We start from the raw sequence: 19,312 nt of genomic DNA, 5'->3' as shown, positions 1-19,312 counted from the left end.
AACTTTAAGTAGTAACATACGGAATGTGACGTGGTGCTTAGGAAATACGATGACTATTCTGACAATTTAGGAGTGATAGAAATTGAAAAAGAAACAACTGGGTAACAGTGACCTTCAAGTATCTGCACTGGGTCTGGGCTGCATGGGAATGTCCGAATATTACGGTGAGTTGAATGAGCAGGAGTCGATCAAAACACTTCATCGTGCGCTGGAGCTAGGGATAAACTTTTGGGATACTGCCGATGTCTATGGTGTGGGGGAAAATGAAAAACTGATTAGCCAAGTCCTGCGGAGCCGCCGCGACGAAGTCGTATTAGCCACTAAATTTTCCATTATGCGTGGGGAAGATGGCGCATTTATGGGTGTAAGTGGCCGTCCCGAATACGTAAAAGAGGCATGTGATCGCAGCCTGCAAAGACTGGGTGTAGATGTAATTGATCTGTACTACCAGCATCGTGTTGATCCGAATGTGCCTATCGAGGAAACAGTTGGTGCGATGAGTGACTTGGTTCAAGCGGGAAAAGTCCGCTATTTGGGGCTGTCCGAAGCTTCTCCTGGGCTCATTCGACGCGCTCACAAGGTACATCCGATTACAGCGCTGCAAACGGAATACTCCTTATGGAGCCGAGAAGCAGAAGATGAAGTTATACCGGCGTGTAAGGAACTAGGCATCGAATTTGTGGCCTACAGTCCACTTGGACGCGGCTTTTTGAGCGGACAAATTCAGAAGTTTGATGATTTTGCAGAAGATGATTTCCGTCGCTCTGTGCCACGTTTTCAACCTGAGAATTTCCAGAAAAATCTGGATCTCGTGCAGCATGTTAAGGACCTTGCCGCCCAAAAAGGGGTCAAACCTTCTCAACTGGCGTTGGCATGGCTGCTTGCGCAAGAGGGAATTGTACCGATTCCAGGAACCAAGCGGGTTACGTATTTAGAGGAAAATGCAGGATCCGTCGATGTTGTTTTATCCGCACAGGAAATGGAAGCTATTAACGCAATTATTCCAAAAGGAATGGCAGCGGGTCTTCGTTATCCTGCAGAACGGATGCCGAATTGGCAAGCCGAATAATTAAGATAACATGTTAATCCCAAAAGCCGTCCTTAACGCGTATCGACGTGAAAGGCGGCTTTGTGGGTTTACATATACTGCTAAGGGTGTGCTTTTAAAATCCCCAAGGGACGTCTTACGGTCAGGAATGTACGACCGAAGTGAGCGTCCTATCTTTATAAAACAGGGGCTTGCAATGCAGTATTGATATTTTGTAGATCCATCGTAAGCTGCTCTTTTACGTTCCATGGGTGATACCAGCCACGTTCGATCATGTATGTTAAAATCTGCTCATGCATATCAATAGCCTCATCCAGTTGCTTCGTAAGAATTGCCTTAATTTCTGGAGTTCCCGCTTCTGTTACGGCCATAGCGTAATTTCTCACACCGCTTTTGGCCGCGTTCAGAAAATCGGCTGCAATGACTTGGTCCGTTAAGGTATGCAGTCCGGTCAAATGCTCCAACAGTGTATTCATGGCTTAACCTCCTGTGAAATGGCTTGATCTAAGAGGGTACCGAGTTCTTGTAATTGGCGGGTCGATAAGTCAACATCCTGCTGTAATATAGCTTTGAGAGTTGGATCAGAGATTAATGCTTGCATGGTTTTAGACTTGGTAAGACACACTGTTTTGAACGCTGACAATTCATGGACTTCAAGTGTTTCGTGCAGGCCATACACCATATGACGTTTACCTCCAATGCTCCAATATATAGTTAAGGTTTAAGTACAACTTTGATGCAATTGTCCTGTCTGGTATCAAAAATTTCATATCCACGTTTGGCGTCGCTTAACGGAATGACGTGTGTAACAACGTCTCCTGGGTCCACCTTTCCCGTATCAATCAGCTCATACATATAAGGCATATAGTGAATAACAGGTGCCTGTCCCGTACGTAAATTAACATTTCGCTGAAAAATGTCTCCCAAAGGAAAACCGTTATATCGTCCGCCGTATACACCGGTAACTTGAATGGTCCCGCCTTTGCGGACAGCTTGTGTAGCTATGACCAATCCTCCTAAAGCTCCACCGTGAAGTTTGAGACCAGAAGCCAAGGATTCTAGCGGAGACATTTTACCGCTCATGCCGGAACAATCAATAACTACATCCGCACCTCCTTTGGTCATCTCCTTCAGGTAGTTGCCGATGTTTTCTTGCGATTCCACATTAACAATCTCCACATGATTTGTACGCTTCGCATGTTGCAGACGATAATCCAGGTAGTCTGCCGCAATGACTCGTTTTGCCCCTTTGAACCAGGCGAACTTCTGGGCTAGCAGACCTACCGGTCCACAGCCAATAACAATGACAGTATCCCCCTTCTTTACTCCGGCATTATCGACGCTCCAAAATGCAGTAGTCATGGCATCAGCAATCAGGCAAAGCTTCTCGTCAGGATGTTCACAACTCTCCGGAATTTTGAAGTGAGTGAAGTTGGCAAAAGGCACACGTAAATATTCAGCTTGTCCACCCGGATATCCACCAGTTGTTCCTGAATAGCCGAAAAAACCGCCCATTTCTCCATGCTCATTAGAATGATCACACTGACTTTCCAATTGGTTTTTACAATAAAAGCATTCACCGCACGCTATGTTGAACGGAATGATCACGCGGTCTCCCTTTTTCAAGTTGGTTACCCCGCTGCCGACTTCTTCTACAACCCCCATCGGCTCATGCCCAATTACATAATCCTCTTGTAGATTCGGAATCATTCCATGAATGAGATGCAGATCTGAACCACAAATAGCGGTTGTCGTCAGTCTGACAATCGCATCGTCGGCTTTTTGAATACTTGGGTCCGGAACCTCTTTAACCACAACGTTTTTGATACCTTGGTAGGTCACTGCTTTCATGCCTGGTTTCCTCCCATATGTTCGTCCGGCGTGCGATCAAACATACCCTTGCGGGTGGTATCGTCTGGGAACAGTTTCATTTTGCTGATGTCCACCGTCTTGTTGGCTGATAGTTGATCCAATTGATACTGCTTTTGCAGATCATAAGGATGAAACCATTTTTTTCGTACCATAAGATCAGTGATTTCCTGATGAAGAGCGATGCCTTGATGCAGTTGATTGCGCAACAGAGTTCTGGCATCTGGAGAGACGGTTTCCGTCAAGGCTACGGCTGTATTTCGAACTCCTTCCTTGACGCGAATCAGAAAATCCATCGCTAAGGTCGTGTCTGCCATTTCCGGCATGTTTAATGAGTTTTTTGGATCCACATAATCCATTTTAGCGGACTGGGTCTGATCTAATGTCACATCATTCACCTCAATTTAAAATTGGTGTTGGTCGGAATTCTGGAACAGGTGCCTGAAACGGTGCTTTAACATACAATGCTTGCAAATCGGCAATAGCTTGTATAGATTGCTGAACATCTTTTTCCATTAGATCCTTTAGCTCTTGATCGAATACCAAGCCCTGCATTAATTTGGACTTGGCTAAGCATAACGTTTTAAAATTAAGCGCTTCGTGGATTTCTAAGGACTCATGCGCCGCTAATGTAGACTGTTGGTTTATCATCGGATCACCTTTCTTTTATGTTTCTCAAAGGTATGTTATCCAGCCTAACTAGGTTTATTCGAAAGGATCGTGCTATTCGGCTTCAACCTTGCCAAGTGCTTTTTTGGCCGGTCCTTCAATGACTTCGCCTTGATATGAAAAGCGAGAGCCATGACAAGGGCAATCCCATGTTCTTTCCGCTTCATTCCACTCGACTTCGCAACCCATATGGGTGCATGTCGTGTCCACTAGGTGCAATGCTCCTTGTGGGTCTCGGTATGCGCCTGCTCTTTTGCCGTTTACCCGGATGACCGACCCTTCGTCGTGTTCCAGTTCTTCGGCTTTTTTGTAGCTGATGTCTAACTTTCCAGCAATCAAATGTTTAGCCACATTTGCATTTTGAGTTACAAATGTTTTAATGTCGGGGTCCATATGAAACCTTGAAGGGGAGAAAAGATCCTGGTAGGGGCTTTCCTCTCTGGTAATCAGATTCGTATTTAATAAGGCTGCCGCTACACTTGTGGTCATCCCCCATTTTCTATAACCCGTAGCAACGAGGATGTTAGAGGTGTTGGATAGTTCCTGCCCAATATAAGGGAGCTTGTCTAGCGTATACAAGTCTTGGGCCGACCAGCGATAAACGATCTCCTTTAATCCAAATGTTTGCTCCGCGAACTTTTGTAAAGCTTCATAGTACTGGAAAGTACAGATTCCTTGTCCTGTTTTGTGACCTTCCCCACCGACGATAACCATTGGTTCTCCGTTTACCATTACGGAGCGAAGTGAACGTTTTGGGGTTTCTGCACTTAGATACATACCACCTGGATAGATTTTATCGGTTTTGACCGCGAGTACATAAGACCGCTCGGCATGCAATCGCGCAAAATAAAGACCGTTGGGATCATTGAATGGAAAATGTGAGGAGGATACGACATGGTTGCAGGTAATTTTCTTTCCGTCGCTGGTTGTAATGATGGCAGGGTTTCCTTTTTCCACATCTACAACGGTGGTTTGCTCATAAATTTCCCCGCCCTGACGGATGACTTGGTTTGCCAAATATCTTAAGAAAGGTACAGGATTAAACTGGGCCTGGTTTTTCATCTTAATAGCTGCTTTAGTTGAAAACGGCAGAGGCGTTTGTTCGACATAACTTCCCGGGATGCCAAGTTGCTCGTAAGCTTTATATTCGTCGTCGATTTTTCCAACGTACGTATCTTCACATGTATAAACGTAGGCATCTTCTTCTGTAAATTGACAATCAATATTAAACTCTTCTACCGTTTGTTTGATAAATTGAAGAGCGTTGTGGTTGGCTTCGTAATAGAGCCGGGTTTTTTCCTTGCCAAAATGGGAAATAAACTCGCTGTAGATCAAATCATGCTGTGCGGTAATTTTGGCGGTAGTATGACCGGTTGTCCCATGAAGTATCCGCCCTGCGTCGACGACGGCGACGTTTAATCCTTTTTTAGAAAGTAAATAAGCAGTGGTAATACCGGTAATCCCCGCACCTACAATGGCAACATCCACCTGAATATCCTCACTAAGTTTGGGGAAGTTAGGGATGTCAGTGGAAGCTAACCAATACGATTCGGGAAATTGCGGAAATGCGATACGAGATTTGCCTTGTGTCATTTTTACAAAAACCCCTTTGTATACAATTTATGTATATTGTTATCATTGTGGGGTTTTATATTCACTAAACGACTCTCTTTAGTATTTTTTTGATACAGGAGGGAGTGATGGAAAAGAAACAAAGCCGTCCTTAACGCGGATCGGCGCGAAAGGAGGCTTTGTGGGTTTAAATATGCAGCTAAGGACGTGGTTTAAAAATACCGAAAGGACGTCCTACGGGCAGAAATGTTCGGCCAAAATGTGCATTCAGAACGGCAGCTCCTGTACCGTACAGCGAGAGTAGACCAATGCCCATTTCAGCATAAGCGGCGATGGTATGGAACACCTCTGGGGCAACGCCGAATGCATCGAAGCTAAGGCCGAGGAATAGAAAATCAATCAACACAAAAATAAAGAATAGAACCTTATGCGTCTCCATCGCTCCAATAGTCATGAAGAGCGTAAAGATGAGATAGCCCGCAAAGGCAAAGCCGAGCTGTTTGCCATCTACAGCGGATGCCAGCTCTGAGCCGAACACGCCCATTTTAATCATCCAGCTACTAGCTACGGCTAACCAGAAGAAGGCGTAAGCACCAAATGCCGTCATGCCGAAGGTATTGTTATGTTTTGCATCCTGAATGGAGGCAAACAGCTGTGCAAAAGCACCGAGAAATATAGCCCAAGGAATGATGAAGCTTAAGCCTTCGGTGAGGCCAAGCTTTTGGGATGAAGCCACAAGCGTTACAATAGCCAAGCCAAACAGGCCGATCGCACTCGGATCGGCCGTTATAATTTTTACGTTAGAATGAGATTCATTTTGCATGAAAAAATAGAAGCCTCCAATAATATTCAAGTACGCGTCAATCTGCCGATGCCAGAATCACACTGACATATTGTAACGGAAACCGGCGTGCTCGCATAGTAGGGAATTCATAGATTTCTATCTATTACGGTGCCTGTATTAACGTTATTACGACCATCCTCGATACTGACTGAGGTAAAAGAAATACTTTCAGCTTGCTTTAATCTTGTTTTAAGCTTGACCAGGTACACTCAAGGCAATTTTCCTAGGAAGGATGTATAACAAATGAAGACGAAAAGGGCCGTTTGGATTCCAGCTATGATTGCAGTTACGGTAGCAGTTCTACTCGTCATCTACTATTACTACATGTCATCGCTCTCCGGCGGTGGACCTGGCCCACGGCTATCAGAAGGTGGGTCTACAGGGCCTGTGGGCGTACATCCTCGTGGAGAAGGGCTTGGGGGCAACGGGGAAATATTCAAGACTTTGGGTACGATTTCCGTATTTCTTGGTGCGGCCGCTTTCTCTTGGTTCTGGTTTAAGAAGAAGCTAAGATCGCCATCAATGTTGGTTAGAAGAGCCGGGCGGTTGTTACATTCCCTCCATAAACTTCTGGGTTGGGCGACCTTGATCCTGATTGCCGCTCATGGTATTTATTTTTTGATAACCAAGCTTCAAGATAACAAAACCTATACCGGGATTGCGGGATTTGTCATTCTGCTGGCGATCGCCGGGTATGGCTTCTTCATTAACAAAGTTCGTAACAAGTGGATGCGGACTGTGCATCGTTTGCTCGGATTGCTTTGGGTTCCCGTGTTGCTGCTACATGCTGGCGGATCGGCGATTATGGCGGTCATCGCCAGCCTTGCAGTGGGGGTACTTGTCTGGGTACTGGAAAGAATCGTTGAGAAAACGACGAAGCCTGTTCCAGGGGACACTCCCTGATTATCTTGAATGGTGTTACCGCAGGATTTGTGATAATATTTACACCTATATAGAATGAGGAAGTGACATAGTGATCAATATAACAATTCCAACTCCGGATATCACGATTACCAAACAGGTTAACCCTGAGCTCAGCCATATTTACGGATTTACCGACTTTCACCTGATCCCTAGAGATAAGGCTGGCGTCTTTATGTTTTACAATGCGCAGGAGGAACTGCTGTTCGTTGGTAAAGCAAGAAAGCTAAGACCAAGAATCAAAAAGCATTTTGAAGATAACGTATCGCCGATCAAGGACAAGCGGAATGAGGTTGCGATTATCGAGGTTTGTATTGTAGAAGATGCGGTAGAGCGAGAAATTTATGAAACCTACATTATCAATTCACAAAAGGCTAAATATAACGTTGAAAAAGTATTTTTTAAGTAATGGAGTAACTTCCGCATGAAAAAAAGAGCAATAAGTCGCAGTGACTGTACTGCCCTTATTGCTTTTTTGTATTTCTGCATTTTAGATCCTTCCAGAGAGGGGCCATGGTATGAACAAAACAGATCGTTTGCTAGCGATCTTGCTAGAGTTGCAGCGTAAGGATATTTTACGAGCTGAGGATTTGGCAGCTATATTCGAAACGAGTGTGAGAACCATCTATCGGGATATTCAGGCTCTAAGCGAATCGGGCGTACCGATTGTAGGAGCACCGGGCATTGGATATTCCTTGATGGAGGGGTATTTCCTGCCCCCAGTGAGCTTTACCGCAGAAGAGGCTGTGGCGTTGCTAATCGGGACGGATTTTATCGAACAAAAATTTGATACAGACTACGGTATCAAGGCGCAAACCTCCCGCAGGAAAATTGAAGCCATTTTACCAGAGAGCGTCCGCAGGGAAGTTTCCCGGGTGCGTACAACCATGAGATTACTCGCTGTGGGTGAAGGGGCAAACCATAGAGAGAAAACCTACTTGGAAACGCTGCGTCTTGCTGTATTGGAAAAACGAATGGTACGGTTTGGTTACTCCAAAAGAATGCCAGAGGCTGACGGGAATCGTCAAAGTGTGCGTGTGGTCGCTCCCTATGGTCTGGTATTGCTTCGTGGTTCGTGGGTATTAATCGGGCAATGTGAATTGCGGCAGCAGCTTCGCCATTTCCGTCTGTCACGTATGGACGAGCTTATGGTACTGGAGGACAGGTTTCATTTGCCTGTCGATTTTCATTTGCAGGATTATAAGCAAACCGATGACCGTCATGTGACTGTTCGCATACTAGCACGTTCCGATATCGCAGATAAGGTGAAGGAAGCGAACAACTTTTATATGGAGGCTATAGAGGAGCGTGCAGATGGATTGCATATACTTTTCCGCGTCAGACAGCCGGAGGAATTACTGCAATGGATACTTGGCTGGGGCGCGGATATGGTTGTGCTGGAGCCTGAGTCGCTCCGGGAGCGGATACGTGCGGAAGTGGAAAAAATGTTGAAATGCTACTGACATAATGCTGTCAGTAGCATTTTTGTATAGTAAAGCTACTTTAATAGAGAGGGGCAGTCACTAATATATGAATACAACCGAAACATTGCAGCGTTTTGAAGAAACGGCACAACACTATCTTCTTGAATTGGACAGCTTTAGCTTGGAGCAATTGCAGTACACACCGCAGGAGGACCAATGGTCGCTTGGACAAATGTATCTTCATTTGGTGAACTCTGCTCTGTATATGCACCTGAAGAACATTGATGTTTGTCTACAGCCTAATGGGGAGACAGGGGTTAAAACGGAGGCGGGTACGGCCGTTTTTAATCTAGGAGGGTTTCCGCCCATACGTATCCAAGTTCCACCATCTCCGCAGTATACTCCCCCACAACCGACGAGCAAAGAAGAAATTGTGGAGGGTTTAAATGCTGTGATCCGTAAAATGAGAGAGATTGAGCCGATCGTTGGGAAATCAACAGGGCTTTCTACCGTCTCTCATCCCAGATTCGGCGCGTTGAATGCTGGAGAGTGGTTTTCGCTCATCGAGATGCATTATCGTCATCATCTTTTGCAGAAGGAGCGCTTGAAGCACGCAATAGCCGATTAATCGTCTCCCGGCGTAGCCCGATAAACTGGCCGATTTCCTCCTGCGTCAGCACGTCCGTTAACGTGGCGGGTGCGATGTAGGAGTGGAACCAGCGTTGAAGCTTCCGAAGCTTTTCGGCAGGTGACACCTCGGTGAGCTGGTCAATTCGTTGCTGCATCATGCGCAACTTATCCTGTAGCTGTAAAGCGATAGCCCGACATTGAGTCGGGTCTTGCTCCAGCGCCTGATACCATTCTTTTTGTGACAGAACCTCAACCTCAGAGGTTACCAGCGCGACTGCTGTACCATAATAAGGATTGGGGCTGATCAGGGAGTGGTGCGGGATGATTTCATCGGGCACAATCACATTAACTAAAATTTGCGAGCCGTCTTCATGGACTCGGACAATTTTTAACAAGCCGCTCTTGAGGTGATATAAAGGGCCAGATTCTCCTTGTCGAAATAAGGTCTCACCTTTGTGTAACATCATGAACGTAATAACCTCCATTCCATGTATTCCAGCTTTTTAGATGAACCCGCCATTGACGCGGATTGTCTGCCCGGTAACCCACTGTGATTTGGCGCTGACCAGAAACTCAATCACATCAGCGATATCTTCCGGTTCGCCGAGCCGACCCATAGCATTCATTTTTTTCATGCCTTCGATTTGCTGCTCGGTTTTTCCAGCTTGGAAAAGCTCGGTGTTCACAGGACCGGGAGCCACGGCGTTGATCGTAATTTGTTTGCTTCCGAATTCCTTGGCTAGCTGACGGGTAAATTGCTCCACTGCGCCCTTGGTACCTGCGTATACGCTATAGGTCGGGAACATTTGTCCGATCACGGATGTGGACAGGTTCACGATTCTTCCGTAATTCTCCATATATTTCATGGCTTGCTGACAGGCAAAGAAGGTGCCCTTTACATTCAGTGCGAATTGTTTGTCAAAATCAGCTTCGGTTACCTCAGCCAGAGGTTGGGTGATCATCAGCCCAGCGTTGTTAACCAGAATATCCACTTTACCGAATTCAGCAATCGTATTTGTAAATAATGCTTCAATATCACTCATTTTGCCCAGATCAGCGTGAAGTGCTATGGCTTTGCCGCCTTTTTGAATAATCCTCTCCACGACTTTTTGAGCTTTGTCCGGACTGCTGGCATAATTGATGACTACATTAGCGCCCAGATCAGCCAGTTGCTCGGCAATGGCACGTCCAATTCCTCTAGAGGACCCGGTGATAATTGCTGTTTTTCCGTCCAAATGCTTCATATGTGTTTGGACCTTCCTTCCATATCTATTTTAAGTGATTCCTTTTTCTAAAAGCATCCACACATCCGAAAACTCCCGATTAATCACGGGATTCTTCCATTCGTAAGCATGAGCGGGATGATGAAAACGGGCTGTGGCATAGAAAAGGGTACGCGCCAGTTGGGCTGGCTGATCCGATGTGATGTCTCCGCGTATAATGATATCAGCGAGCTGATCCACAATGTGGGCGATATGCTGGTCGATTAAATCAGCCGCTTGCTCGGTGACCCTCGTATACATCTCAAACATTTCCTCGTCGTCGCGGGCATAATACTGCTTAAGTTCGACCAAGGTCTGTATATATCGTTTTAAATGTGGCGTTCCCAGTATAGATGAATTCTGACAGACCTCCGTTAATGGGCCGATAATCTTTTCATTCAGCCATTTTTCGGTCACACCTTCAAGAAGCTCGGCTTTACTTTTAAAGTGTCGGTAAATGGTGCCATGACTTACTCCCAATACTTTGGCAACATCGGTCACGGAGGTTTTGGCTATACCAAAACGCCTAAGTGTGTCTTCTGTAGCGATAAGAATCTGTTCCTTGGTTAGCACATCTGAGGATTTTTCCATAGGGACACGGTCAAGTGCCGTGTGAGTCACCTCCTTAAAGTCAGGATAACATAAAGGGTATCAAATGACAAATATACGTTTTTGTCATTCGATACCCTTTTTTTAAAAGAATCCAAAGAAGTGAACAGAAATACTACAATAACGATTCGATGACGGGATCAATGGCCCAGGGCTCCGTTGTTACTTCAAATCTCCCTTGCACATGGCCATCGCGATCGACCAAGAATTTAGAAAAATTCCACTTGATACCGTCGCCAGCGTATATATCCGGATACTTATCCCGCAGGAAATCCTCCATCCATTGACCGTCTTTGGTCTGGATATCGAAGCCTTGAAACGGTGCCTGTTGGGTCAGATATTGAAATAAAGGATGAAGAGATAAGCCTCTTACATCCGTCTTCTCAAATAGTGGGAAGGTTACTCCATGGTTAATTTGGCAAATTCCCTGAACCTCCGAATTGCTACCCGGCTCTTTTTTATTGAATTGGTTACAAGGAAATGCAAGGATTTCAAAACCTTGTTCCCTCCGTTTTTCGTAGAGCTTTTGCAGATCAGTGAATTGACTGGAGAAGCTACACATGCTGGCAGTGTTTACAATAAGGAGAATCTTACCTCTATAGTCTGAGAGTTCAATCGGTTCCCCATTAATTGAGGTTGCTTGAAAATCATAAATAGACATGTTAACGTTCCTCCTCACGTTATTTTTTAATACATCATATATCCAGAATTGTTATTGGTCTAATATATTATTGGAATCAACCTTATAGGTATTTACAATAATCTTGTCATGTAAAGACACATTGTCCATCTCTCTCTTGAAACCAAAGAAGACTCGACTTGAGAAAGTAGGAGATTTGCCTCTTCATAGCAAACTGTGGCATTCGCCGTTACCAAGATAGAATATAGATGCATATTCATGTAGTGTGTGCAAAAACCCAACAGAATCGAGGGATATTCGTGCCCATTGGAAAGATGATTCAATACAAGGAAATGCGACAACATCCCATTTTACGTTCTCACTTGCCCGAAACCCGCTGGATCAGTAATGCAAGGACTTTACGGATGCTGGATACCTATCGCACAGTTTTCATCAAGCCTAATTATGGGAGTGGAGGGACTGGCATCATACGTGCGAAAAAGCTGGGGAGGAAATATGAGGTTCGTTGTGGCTCCAGTCGCAGAATCGTTAGATCCCACGCTGTAAGAAGAGCAGTTAGAACCTATCGGAGACCTCATCGTCGTTATTTGGTACAGCAAGGACTTAAGTTAGCCAAGTACAAAGGTTCGATTTTTGATGCCAGAGTGTATATGCAGAAGCCGGAATCGGAATGGGTCATTTCAGGAATAACCGGCCGTGTCGCTGCACCTCGAAAAGTCGTTACCAACTATCGGAAGGGAGGACATGCGGCGCCGTTGTCCAAAGTGCTTTTAAGGGTCTTTAAAAATGACAGAACAAAAATGAAAGAGATTCTGGACCAGGTCACCGAGCTTTCTAGAATCATTGCCGACACGATAGATAAAAATCATCCGGTTCGCGAGTTGGGCATCGATCTTGCTATTGAGAAGAGCGGCCAAATTTGGATTATCGAGGCCAATCCGCATCCCGGACATATGTTGTTCAGGCAGCTCCCCAATCACAAGATGATTCGCAACATCTTGAGAAACAAACGTCGTATACATCATTAGGATAAAGTTTGTGAAATCATTCATGGATAAGAAAAGGAGGAGAACGCCCAAGCCAAGGTGCGGGAGCGTTCTCCGTTTTTTTTGGTAAATGACTGACAGATTTAGGACGAAGCTTTTATGTTAAAATGTGTCCGCCATCCACATGAAGGACTGTTCCGGTCACAAACTGATTTTGAATCAAATAAAGTACGCCTCGTGCAACATCCTCCGCAAGTCCAACTCGCTTCACAGGGAGCTTATGCGCGACTGTATCATAGAATTGATTGCGTGTATTTTCAGGCATTTTGCTACGGGAAGGTGTGTCAATAATGCCGGGTGAGACGACATTCACGCGGATGGGAGCAAGTTCTAACGCCAAGGTTTGACCAAGATTCGCAACGGCTGCATTCACAGCACCGAGCGCAGAGGAGCCAATCATCGGCTTGTATGCCACCACTCCTGAAAATAAGGTAATGGAACCCTCGGCTGAGAGTTGGGAAGCTCCGTATTTAGCTGCATAATACTGGCCCCAAAATTTGTTTTCGAATAGCTTGCGGGCTTGAACCGTCTCCGACTGAAGGAATGACCCACCTGATGTTTCTGCCGCGCTAACGATAAGATGATCATAGGGGCCGACTTTTTCGAAGAAAGATTTTACCTGCTGCTCATCTGACGTGTCCAGCACATGTATTACAGCACGAGGGCCCAGCATTTCTTTGGCCTTGTGCAATTTATCCTCCGAGCGGCTGGCGATTACCACTTCCGCTCCAAGCGAAATGACTTGCTTAGCTGTTTCTAAACCAATACCTGAGCTTCCACCAATAATGACAATCTTTTGGTTTTGCAAATGGATTCCCTCCTAGTATTCATCTGGATTTGTTAATCATGTAATACGGCTTGTAGATGTGTATCAAGATCAGCAATAAATTTAGGTATATTTGGATTTTTAATAACATCGTAGCATGCAAAGCTTTTCAAGGGCTTCATACCGAGAAATGTATGCGCAGAATGCAAATGACGGAGTGCAGCTTCTAGACTAGCCCCATTAAAAAATTGAGTTGGATCATTAAAGGCTTTTTCCGGAGCATTCCAAGTTGTGGAGAACATATATTTCTTGTCGGTTAATAAACCTCCGCTCCCATATTCATGAGCACCCGTGAAGAATACACCGTAAGCATAGACTTCATCCATATAAGTCTTTAATAATCCAGGAACGCTGAACCAGTAGATGGGGGTTTGGTAAATGACTACATCCGCCCATAAAAATTTTTCTTGTTCTTCGCTGAGGGTATAGCCGTCTTGAACAGACGTTATTTTGATTTTGTTCTCTTCACTTAAGAGACGCACCATATTGTCTATCAATGTTTGGTTCAATTTCCCTTCAGACGAATCATATTTTTGATGACCGTTAATGATTAGTATATTTTTCATCTCTTCACCTCCTTGTATTAGAGAAAACGTTAGTTGCTACAGCGATATTGTATATGTAGTAAGTTTATTTAGGAAAGTAGTGATATTTAATTCATATAGTTTCCCTAAAGGAACTATTGTGATATCATTGGGTTTAACAGATAATTTTTGGGGGAGTTCCTATGCACGACCAAGAACCTATTGAATTGACCAAAGGAATACCCGGCAAGCCGTGTCCTATTGCCCAAACACTTGATTTGATCGGAACGAAATGGACTTTTTTAATCATCCGTGACCTGCTTATCGAAGGAACACTGAGATTCAGCCAACTTCAGAAGTCCATGAAGGGGATTAGTCCCAAAACGCTTTCCCTACGCCTGAAAGAGCTTGAAGATAACGGTCTGTTAGAGAGAAAGGTATATGCCGAGGTTCCTCCGCGTGTTGAATATTCGTTAACGGAAAAAGGGAAGCGACTTGAAGGTGTTTTTATTGAGCTGAAGAGATTTGGCTTAGATTTAAAAGCAGATCATTGAGGGATATGAACTGCAACATTCCAAGGTATCGTTGAGCTGAACGATGCCTATTTCTTATATTCTAAAAAAGAAAACGTTTGCCAAAAAGTTCACAGAAAGTTCACTTATGTGGAGGTTTCGACTATTTATATAATTACCAAGGTACACAGAAGGGATGATGGAATTGCCAACGACGAAGAAAGAAGATTTTTACTTTGGTTTCATGATGTGCTTGGGGATGGTCGTATTCATGACATTTTATAATCTATATACAAATGACTTGATTGGCACAATCTCTCTAAAAGTAATGGTTTTTCAATTTATTTTATGTTTTATCATTGCTTTCGTATTGGAACTATTTATTGTCGGTCCATTAGCAAAGAAAATAGCCTTCTCATTACCATACGATAAATCCAAAAAGGTATTTGTGATTCTGTCCCTTTCATGCTGTATGGTCATTGGAATGGTTCTCTGTATGTCACTTTATGGATTGGGGACAGCTTACTTTTTTAATGGTCTTTCGGGAGATTCATTATTTAAAAATTACTTATCTTTAGTTTTTAAGAATTTTATTTTTGCTTTCCCTCTGCAGCTCTTAATTGTAGGGCCGCTTGTTCGGTACTTATTTGCTAAATTCGTGAAAGGTACACGAATTGCGGTATCTTTAAGCTAAAACGTAGTTTAACGACGGTATACGATAGCTCAAAAGCCGCCTTCTGTCTGAGAAGGCGGCTTGTTTTTACTCAGAAGTCCCAGTATCTTTACAGCGTTTGTCCGCTGTCTACCGTAATAATCTGGCCTGTCATGGCTTCCTGTTCCAAAGCAGAGCAGATCATGCTGGCGATATCTTCGGGCGTGGAAATGCGCTGTAGGAGTAAATGAGGAGCCAATGTTTTCATTTGCTCTTCCCTGCCTGACCACCATCTTGTCGCTACAGCTCCCGGCACGATGCAATTGACGCGAATATCCGGCGCAAGTGCCCGTGCTAAAGATTTGGTCAGCCCGTGGACGGCCGCTTTGGATACCGCATAGGGAAGCGAAGAACCTAGCCCTGTTTGCCCTGCTATACTTCCCAGATTGACGATAGCTCCTTGTTTACTACGCTTCATAAAAGGAGCTACGGCTCTGGCACAGTAAAACATGCCTTTTACATTTACATCAAATAGATCATCCCATACCTCTTCCGTGGCTGCCTCCAGATCATCCATCGGAATGTGATGTGTAATGCTAGCGTTATTCACGAGTATATTAATCGTACCGAATTGCTGGACAATCTGGTCAACCATAGTTCGAACTTCCTGATCTCGGGAAACATCTGCCTGTAATGCGATAGCACGTCCGCCCTTTTCAAGGATCATACGTACAGTTTCCTCTGCATCGTTTTTAGAGCGGGAATAGTTTACGACTACCGTAGCTTTTCGATCTGCCAAGGCCATACACACGGCTCTCCCAATTCCTGTACCTCCACCTGTAACCAATGCTACTTTTTGATGTAAATCCATGTAAATTCGCTCCTTCTCCATCCAGTTCATTTGCGTCTGAAAAATAATACGATCTGATATGTATCATTGTAGAGGAGGTATTGTATTCTGTATAATTGAATTAAATGAATTTATAATTCAATAAAATTGAATCAATTGTTTATACAGGAGTCTGATAATGGACATTAAAACACTCAAAACATTTCAAATGATTGTGAATTACGGAAGTTTTATGCGTGCAGCGGAAGAGTTGAATTATGCACAATCTACCGTGACGATGCAAATACAGAAGCTGGAGTCCGATATGGGAATTCAACTGATCGAACGGGGCAAGAAAATAAAGTTAACTGAAGCGGGCAGGATGTTTTACGAGCAAAGTCTACATATTGTAAAGGATATGGAGCAATTGCAGGAAAATATGGACAATCTGCAAAGAGGGACCGCAGGCGACATTCGTATAGGAGTGACCGAACCGACTGCCAGTTATCGACTACCAGGAATTTTAAAACGTTTCTTAACCCATTATCCGAACATTCGGGTTTCTGTTGAGTTTGGAAATACCCCTACCTTAAGCGAGCGTATTCTCAAGGGGGATATTGACTTAGCGCTGTGTTCCACACCAGATTTGGGCACAGAGCTATATTTTGAGCCTTTATTTAGGGAGAAATTTGTAGTTTTAATGCCTGAAAATCACCCGCTTGCGGAAAAAGAAAACATTGGGCCGGAGGATTTACAGGGGCAGCGGTTGCTTATTACGTCGGCTACTTGTCCCTATCGTCGCAAACTTGAAATGGTCATGAAGGAATATGGAATAACCACGTTAAATACGATGGAAATTGGCAGCATGACGGCTCTGAAATTTTATGTGGAAAGCGATTTAGGGATTGCACTTGTGCCACAAATTCTGGTCAGTTCTGTCCCGGCAGGAACAGCGGTGAGGGAATTAAGCGGCAGCCTGATTGATATGACCTTCGGACTTCTCTGCAAAGCAACAGACTATCCGCTAAAGCCGGCAGGTTCAAGGCTATATTCTGTGTTGAAGCAGGAGCTTGGGGGATTGCATGCGACCATTAAGCTAGAGTAGCGAGTATGCAGGGAAGTGTGTTATCTGTCACCTTATGATGTAAAGGCAGTACGGTATAAAAACCGACTGCGATACGCAGTCGGTTCGGTTTGTTTACTTTTTCTTAATCGGAATCCAAACTTCACTTCGGTAGTCTTCAGCATGTGAATCTCCCATAGTATACACTTCCAGTTCCGGCCCGCCTGAATGCTCATAATTACTGGCAGGGAACCATTCTTGGAAAATTCTTTGCCATACCTTTTGGATCGACTGAGGCATAGGGCCGATGGATGTAAACACTGCCCAGGTTGAAGCCGGAATGGTTCTGGATTCCAGCCCATTTGCGGTCGCTACATCCTCGCTGCCTTCTGCGGCAATTAGGTACGTGAATTTTTCTTCCCCATGCTTGAAATCCAAACAAATACCGAGTATATCGTCGCCTGTTCCCGAGGCATGAATCCGATCTGATGTACCATCCGCATTCAGTTCGTTCCAGAATTTTGGGATTTCTCGAAGATTATCGCCGTTCTTAGTGGTGACTTGAATGGACTTGCCAATGACCGTAAAGGCCGCTTTCTCTACAATTTTGTAATCCATTTCCTGATCTCCCTTCAACGATAGATGGAAGGTGATGCGTGGAAAGGCTTTCAGGTTCACCCCAGGGCTTCTGGCCTCAGAGGGAGAAATACCGTGTATCTTTCGGAACGCTTTAGAAAAAGATTCGGGGGAATCATATCCGTATTTGAACGCTACATCCAGCACCTTGGCGGAAGAAAGACTCAATTCCTGAGCAGCCAAGGTCAATCGACGTTTGCGCACATATTCTGCTACCGTGAAGCCAGTTAGCATATGAAACATTCGCTGAAAATGAAAAGGAGACGAATAGGCTGCCTTTGCAATTTCATCGATATCGAGTGGCTGCTGCATTCTCTCTTCCATCAGATCCAGTGCGTTCTTGATCCGAAGCAACCATTCCAACCGCATCACCTCCTTGGTTGTAATCATATCATTAGGAGTATCTGTAATCCTGTCTTTGCGTGCTCTTGTTGAACAGGAAAAACAATGTGCCTGCCCCCTTGTGTTCATAATTAAAATTTGGGACAATGAAAGAGGCGTTTAAATAGCGCAGATTGCTTAAACATGCTATGATGCAATGATCGTTGAGACGAGTCGTGATGGCTAGGGTTTATATATAGAAATACGAATTTGATTGTTTTGAAAAGAGGATCGAACATGAAAAAAGAATCCATTTATGGATTAACGCTAGATCAATTGACAGCATGGCTCATCGAGCATGGGCATAAGAAATCCCGGGCATTGCAGGTATGGGACGCATTGTACCGGAAGCGGGTTACTGATTTTGCAGCGATGGCAGAGGTTCATGAGGATTGTACACGCCTGTTGGCAGAGCACTTTTCCATTGAAACACTTGAAGAACACGTGAAGCAACAGTCAGCAGACGGGACGGTCAAGTTCTTGTTCCGGCTTCAGGATGGTAATTTGATTGAGACGGTATTGATGCGGCATAAGTTTGGCTTATCCGTATGTGTGACTACACAGGTAGGATGTAATATTGGATGTAGCTTCTGTGCGAGCGGATTGTTGAAGAAGAGCCGCGACCTATCCAGTGGTGAGATTGTAGAGCAAATTATGAAGGTCCAGCTGTATCTGGATCAGGAACGCCCGGGCGACCAGGTCAGTCATGTTGTTGTGATGGGAATTGGCGAACCGTTTGATAACTTCGTGAACCTGTCCGATTTCATTCGGGTCATTAAGGATCACAAAGGGCTAGCGATTGGGCCGCGGCATATTACCGTTTCCACAAGCGGATTGGCTGATAAAATCATTGAATTTGCAGATTCAGACCTGCATGTCAATCTGGCGATCTCCCTCCACGCCCCGAATAATGAGATTCGGACTCGCATTATGAAGATCAACCGGGCGATTCCGATTGAGAAACTCATGCAGGCGATTGATTATTATTTGGACAAAACAAATCGTCGAATTACGCTGGAGTACATCTTGCTGAAGGATGTTAATGACGGTAAGGAGCATGCGCTCGAACTGGCTGAGCTGGTGGGCCATCGTCGTAATCTGGCCAATGTCAACCTCATTCCGTACAATCCAGTGGATGAGCATAGCCAATACCAGCGGAGTGAGTCGGAGTCGATTACGGGCTTCTATGATGTGCTGAAGAAACAAGGTATTAGCTGTAGTGTTCGGCTGGAGCATGGAGTCGATATTGACGCAGCCTGCGGACAGCTACGCAGCAAACAAATCCGCAAGGATGCCAAGGGTAGCCGCGATGCGGAGCGCGAAGCCATTAGTTAAATACACAAGCGTACTCTCTA

The 19,312-nt window shown here is 44.7% G+C and carries 25 protein-coding genes; 10 read left to right on the top strand and 15 right to left on the bottom strand.

All coding sequences use genetic code 11. From position 1 onward, the window contains the following. The first annotated feature begins 82 nt into the window (after positions 1-82). Complete coding sequence (locus tag ACYCS5_RS14100; protein ID WP_029518846.1) at positions 83-1,069, top strand: aldo/keto reductase; 987 nt, start codon at positions 83-85, stop codon at positions 1,067-1,069. A 155-nt stretch (positions 1,070-1,224) separates the two neighbouring features. Here ACYCS5_RS14100 and ACYCS5_RS14095 read toward each other — a convergent pair whose 3' ends face one another. From ACYCS5_RS14095 to ACYCS5_RS14065, 7 genes are all read right to left on the bottom strand, one after another. After that, complete coding sequence (locus ACYCS5_RS14095) at positions 1,225-1,524, bottom strand: spore coat protein (protein ID WP_165145579.1); 300 nt, start codon at positions 1,522-1,524, stop codon at positions 1,225-1,227. Further along, positions 1,521-1,730: a hypothetical protein gene (locus tag ACYCS5_RS14090; protein WP_029518844.1), complete on the bottom strand. Its 210-nt coding sequence runs from the start codon at positions 1,728-1,730 to the stop codon at positions 1,521-1,523. The genes ACYCS5_RS14095 and ACYCS5_RS14090 overlap by 4 nt, the downstream gene beginning before the upstream one ends. Before the next feature lie 32 nt (positions 1,731-1,762). Next, positions 1,763-2,899, bottom strand: coding sequence for a zinc-dependent alcohol dehydrogenase (locus tag ACYCS5_RS14085; protein ID WP_165145582.1), 1,137 nt, complete (start codon positions 2,897-2,899; stop codon positions 1,763-1,765). Next, the gene (locus tag ACYCS5_RS14080; protein WP_039272188.1) at positions 2,896-3,276 is read right to left on the bottom strand and encodes a spore coat protein; all 381 of its coding nucleotides are present in this window, start codon (positions 3,274-3,276) and stop codon (positions 2,896-2,898) included. The genes ACYCS5_RS14085 and ACYCS5_RS14080 overlap by 4 nt, the downstream gene beginning before the upstream one ends. A gap of 40 nt (positions 3,277-3,316) precedes the next feature. Further along, positions 3,317-3,568 carry a hypothetical protein gene (locus tag ACYCS5_RS14075; protein ID WP_039271973.1) on the bottom strand — a complete coding sequence of 84 codons (252 nt, stop codon included), beginning with the start codon at positions 3,566-3,568 and terminating at the stop codon, positions 3,317-3,319. A 72-nt stretch (positions 3,569-3,640) separates the two neighbouring features. Next, complete coding sequence (locus tag ACYCS5_RS14070; protein WP_165145585.1) at positions 3,641-5,179, bottom strand: FAD-dependent oxidoreductase; 1,539 nt, start codon at positions 5,177-5,179, stop codon at positions 3,641-3,643. Between the two features lie 178 nt (positions 5,180-5,357). Next, on the bottom strand, positions 5,358-5,981 hold the full coding sequence (locus tag ACYCS5_RS14065) for an acetate uptake transporter (protein ID WP_069290703.1): 624 nt from the start codon (positions 5,979-5,981) through the stop codon (positions 5,358-5,360). A 264-nt stretch (positions 5,982-6,245) separates the two neighbouring features. On the opposite strand from ACYCS5_RS14065, the gene ACYCS5_RS14060 reads away from it, so the two are divergent. The 4 genes from ACYCS5_RS14060 (at position 6,246) to ACYCS5_RS14045 (ending at position 8,975) form a co-directional block, all read left to right on the top strand. Further along, positions 6,246-6,905 carry a hypothetical protein gene (locus ACYCS5_RS14060; protein ID WP_165145588.1) on the top strand — a complete coding sequence of 220 codons (660 nt, stop codon included), beginning with the start codon at positions 6,246-6,248 and terminating at the stop codon, positions 6,903-6,905. A gap of 70 nt (positions 6,906-6,975) precedes the next feature. Continuing rightward, on the top strand, positions 6,976-7,332 hold the full coding sequence (locus ACYCS5_RS14055; RefSeq protein ID WP_039271971.1) for a nucleotide excision repair endonuclease: 357 nt from the start codon (positions 6,976-6,978) through the stop codon (positions 7,330-7,332). A gap of 109 nt (positions 7,333-7,441) precedes the next feature. Further along, a complete protein-coding gene (locus tag ACYCS5_RS14050; RefSeq protein WP_029518836.1) occupies positions 7,442-8,386 on the top strand; it encodes a helix-turn-helix transcriptional regulator in 945 nt (314 codons plus the stop codon). A gap of 67 nt (positions 8,387-8,453) precedes the next feature. Next, a complete protein-coding gene (locus ACYCS5_RS14045) occupies positions 8,454-8,975 on the top strand; it encodes a DinB family protein (RefSeq protein ID WP_080658672.1) in 522 nt (173 codons plus the stop codon). Here the strand turns inward: ACYCS5_RS14045 and ACYCS5_RS14040 are convergent. The 4 genes from ACYCS5_RS14040 to ACYCS5_RS14025 form a co-directional block, all read right to left on the bottom strand. After that, positions 8,908-9,444, bottom strand: a complete 537-nt coding sequence (locus ACYCS5_RS14040) for a Crp/Fnr family transcriptional regulator (protein WP_029518835.1) — start codon at positions 9,442-9,444, stop codon at positions 8,908-8,910. The genes ACYCS5_RS14045 and ACYCS5_RS14040 overlap by 68 nt on opposite strands. Positions 9,445-9,480: 36 nt before the next feature. Then, on the bottom strand, positions 9,481-10,221 hold the full coding sequence (locus ACYCS5_RS14035) for an SDR family oxidoreductase (protein ID WP_029518834.1): 741 nt from the start codon (positions 10,219-10,221) through the stop codon (positions 9,481-9,483). A 30-nt stretch (positions 10,222-10,251) separates the two neighbouring features. Next, positions 10,252-10,830, bottom strand: coding sequence for a TetR/AcrR family transcriptional regulator (locus ACYCS5_RS14030; protein ID WP_029518833.1), 579 nt, complete (start codon positions 10,828-10,830; stop codon positions 10,252-10,254). 133 nt (positions 10,831-10,963) lie between these two features. Then, a complete protein-coding gene (locus ACYCS5_RS14025; protein ID WP_165145594.1) occupies positions 10,964-11,509 on the bottom strand; it encodes a glutathione peroxidase in 546 nt (181 codons plus the stop codon). Positions 11,510-11,787: 278 nt separating this feature from the next. Between ACYCS5_RS14025 and ACYCS5_RS14020 the strand changes: the two genes are divergently transcribed. After that, a complete protein-coding gene (locus tag ACYCS5_RS14020) occupies positions 11,788-12,516 on the top strand; it encodes a YheC/YheD family protein (protein WP_029518831.1) in 729 nt (242 codons plus the stop codon). A gap of 115 nt (positions 12,517-12,631) precedes the next feature. Here ACYCS5_RS14020 and ACYCS5_RS14015 read toward each other — a convergent pair whose 3' ends face one another. Further along, on the bottom strand, positions 12,632-13,342 hold the full coding sequence (locus ACYCS5_RS14015) for an SDR family oxidoreductase (protein WP_165145597.1): 711 nt from the start codon (positions 13,340-13,342) through the stop codon (positions 12,632-12,634). Positions 13,343-13,374: 32 nt separating this feature from the next. Continuing rightward, positions 13,375-13,926 (bottom strand): NAD(P)H-dependent oxidoreductase, encoded by a 552-nt coding sequence (locus ACYCS5_RS14010; protein ID WP_165145600.1) that lies wholly within the window; start codon positions 13,924-13,926, stop codon positions 13,375-13,377. A gap of 161 nt (positions 13,927-14,087) precedes the next feature. Here ACYCS5_RS14010 and ACYCS5_RS14005 point away from each other — a divergent pair, with 161 nt between their 5' ends. Both ACYCS5_RS14005 and ACYCS5_RS14000 read left to right on the top strand, forming a co-directional pair. Continuing rightward, a complete protein-coding gene (locus tag ACYCS5_RS14005; protein ID WP_029518827.1) occupies positions 14,088-14,438 on the top strand; it encodes a winged helix-turn-helix transcriptional regulator in 351 nt (116 codons plus the stop codon). A 163-nt stretch (positions 14,439-14,601) separates the two neighbouring features. Further along, positions 14,602-15,090, top strand: coding sequence for a hypothetical protein (locus ACYCS5_RS14000; RefSeq protein ID WP_069012370.1), 489 nt, complete (start codon positions 14,602-14,604; stop codon positions 15,088-15,090). Between the two features lie 88 nt (positions 15,091-15,178). Here the strand turns inward: ACYCS5_RS14000 and ACYCS5_RS13995 are convergent, their stop codons facing one another. Continuing rightward, entirely contained in the window at positions 15,179-15,919 is a 741-nt protein-coding gene (locus tag ACYCS5_RS13995) for an SDR family NAD(P)-dependent oxidoreductase (RefSeq protein WP_029518825.1), read from the bottom strand. 157 nt (positions 15,920-16,076) lie between these two features. On the opposite strand from ACYCS5_RS13995, the gene ACYCS5_RS13990 reads away from it, so the two are divergent. After that, complete coding sequence (locus ACYCS5_RS13990; protein ID WP_459761230.1) at positions 16,077-16,982, top strand: LysR family transcriptional regulator; 906 nt, start codon at positions 16,077-16,079, stop codon at positions 16,980-16,982. Between the two features lie 93 nt (positions 16,983-17,075). Here the strand turns inward: ACYCS5_RS13990 and ACYCS5_RS13985 are convergent, their stop codons facing one another. Then, positions 17,076-17,945: an AraC family transcriptional regulator gene (locus tag ACYCS5_RS13985; protein WP_049817051.1), complete on the bottom strand. Its 870-nt coding sequence runs from the start codon at positions 17,943-17,945 to the stop codon at positions 17,076-17,078. 249 nt (positions 17,946-18,194) lie between these two features. Here ACYCS5_RS13985 and rlmN point away from each other — a divergent pair, with 249 nt between their 5' ends. Beyond that, positions 18,195-19,292: a dual-specificity RNA methyltransferase RlmN gene (gene rlmN / locus ACYCS5_RS13980; protein ID WP_459761229.1), complete on the top strand. Its 1,098-nt coding sequence runs from the start codon at positions 18,195-18,197 to the stop codon at positions 19,290-19,292. The last annotated feature ends 20 nt before the right edge of the window (positions 19,293-19,312 follow it).

It is taken from the genome of Paenibacillus sp. SEL3 (assembly GCF_054602585.1).
Note: the sequence above shows the minus strand (reverse complement) of the source record. Positions and strands in the feature narration are given on the sequence as shown.

Coding starts and splice junctions, on each gene's coding strand:
- ACYCS5_RS14095 (WP_165145579.1), bottom strand. CDS start 1,524: ATGAATACACTGTTGGAGCATTTGACCGGACTGCATACCTTAACGGAC.
- ACYCS5_RS14090 (WP_029518844.1), bottom strand. CDS start 1,730: ATGGTGTATGGCCTGCACGAAACACTTGAAGTCCATGAATTGTCAGCG.
- ACYCS5_RS14085 (WP_165145582.1), bottom strand. CDS start 2,899: ATGAAAGCAGTGACCTACCAAGGTATCAAAAACGTTGTGGTTAAAGAG.
- ACYCS5_RS14080 (WP_039272188.1), bottom strand. CDS start 3,276: ATGGATTATGTGGATCCAAAAAACTCATTAAACATGCCGGAAATGGCA.
- ACYCS5_RS14075 (WP_039271973.1), bottom strand. CDS start 3,568: ATGATAAACCAACAGTCTACATTAGCGGCGCATGAGTCCTTAGAAATC.
- ACYCS5_RS14070 (WP_165145585.1), bottom strand. CDS start 5,179: ATGACACAAGGCAAATCTCGTATCGCATTTCCGCAATTTCCCGAATCG.
- ACYCS5_RS14065 (WP_069290703.1), bottom strand. CDS start 5,981: ATGCAAAATGAATCTCATTCTAACGTAAAAATTATAACGGCCGATCCG.
- ACYCS5_RS14060 (WP_165145588.1), top strand. CDS start 6,246: ATGAAGACGAAAAGGGCCGTTTGGATTCCAGCTATGATTGCAGTTACG.
- ACYCS5_RS14050 (WP_029518836.1), top strand. CDS start 7,442: ATGAACAAAACAGATCGTTTGCTAGCGATCTTGCTAGAGTTGCAGCGT.
- ACYCS5_RS14045 (WP_080658672.1), top strand. CDS start 8,454: ATGAATACAACCGAAACATTGCAGCGTTTTGAAGAAACGGCACAACAC.
- ACYCS5_RS14040 (WP_029518835.1), bottom strand. CDS start 9,444: ATGATGTTACACAAAGGTGAGACCTTATTTCGACAAGGAGAATCTGGC.
- ACYCS5_RS14035 (WP_029518834.1), bottom strand. CDS start 10,221: ATGAAGCATTTGGACGGAAAAACAGCAATTATCACCGGGTCCTCTAGA.
- ACYCS5_RS14030 (WP_029518833.1), bottom strand. CDS start 10,830: ATGGAAAAATCCTCAGATGTGCTAACCAAGGAACAGATTCTTATCGCT.
- ACYCS5_RS14025 (WP_165145594.1), bottom strand. CDS start 11,509: ATGTCTATTTATGATTTTCAAGCAACCTCAATTAATGGGGAACCGATT.
- ACYCS5_RS14010 (WP_165145600.1), bottom strand. CDS start 13,926: ATGAAAAATATACTAATCATTAACGGTCATCAAAAATATGATTCGTCT.
- ACYCS5_RS14005 (WP_029518827.1), top strand. CDS start 14,088: ATGCACGACCAAGAACCTATTGAATTGACCAAAGGAATACCCGGCAAG.
- ACYCS5_RS13995 (WP_029518825.1), bottom strand. CDS start 15,919: ATGGATTTACATCAAAAAGTAGCATTGGTTACAGGTGGAGGTACAGGA.
- ACYCS5_RS13990 (WP_459761230.1), top strand. CDS start 16,077: ATGGACATTAAAACACTCAAAACATTTCAAATGATTGTGAATTACGGA.
- ACYCS5_RS13985 (WP_049817051.1), bottom strand. CDS start 17,945: ATGCGGTTGGAATGGTTGCTTCGGATCAAGAACGCACTGGATCTGATG.
- rlmN (WP_459761229.1), top strand. CDS start 18,195: ATGAAAAAAGAATCCATTTATGGATTAACGCTAGATCAATTGACAGCA.